Origin of the sequence: Meridianimarinicoccus aquatilis (assembly GCF_004358675.1) — a bacterium.
GTDB classification, from domain to species: Bacteria; Pseudomonadota; Alphaproteobacteria; order Rhodobacterales; family Rhodobacteraceae; genus Meridianimarinicoccus; species Meridianimarinicoccus aquatilis.
The window spans coordinates 1-632 of the sequence record NZ_SMZO01000134.1 but is presented as its reverse complement, the minus strand read 5'-3'; the positions used below and the strand labels follow the sequence as shown (position 1 = coordinate 632).

Here is a 632-nt window from a genome sequence, read left to right as displayed (position 1 = left end):
GACAGCGACGCTCGCGACCGGCGCCGTGGAAACCCGAGGCGGATTGTTGGCTAAGCCTGCTCTGTTGGTTCTTGCAATGGCTGAACGCACGCCGCCCGATCTTGCCGCGCGTTTGACGCAAAGCCTTGATACCGGAACTGGTCACGCATTGGTGTTGCTGGACGAAGGGGCAGAGCCCCACGAGGTTGCGCCGCATTGCCTGACGGACAGATTGGCTTTCCACGCAGACCTTTCGCACATAAGCCGACATGCGATCCGAACATGCGCCCCTGCCGATGACGACACATTACAGGCGGCGCGCGACAGGCTGGCGCGGATCAAACTTCCCCAAGATACCGCCGCTGCGCTGGTTGCTCTGGCGGTTCGCTTCGGCATTGACGGGCTACGCGCACCGCTCTTGGCGCTTCGTACCGCGCGCGCCCATGCCGCCCTGTTCGGACGGGACGTCGCGGGGCCAGAGGATCTTGCCGCTGCGGCTGCCCTGGTTTTTGCCTCGCGCGCCACGCAGATGCCTGAACACCCCGACGAAGACCAAGACCCGCCGCCGCCCGATCCACCAGAGGCCGAGGCGCAAGACGCCGACGGACCAGACCAGCAACCCGATGGCCCGCCACAGGATATGCTGGTGGACG

At 65.3% G+C, this 632-nt stretch carries 1 pseudogene; it reads left to right on the top strand.

What is annotated here, in order from left to right:
* Positions 1-46 precede the first annotated feature (46 nt).
* Positions 47-632, top strand: a pseudogene (locus tag E2L05_RS20625) (magnesium chelatase subunit D); the annotation flags it as partial.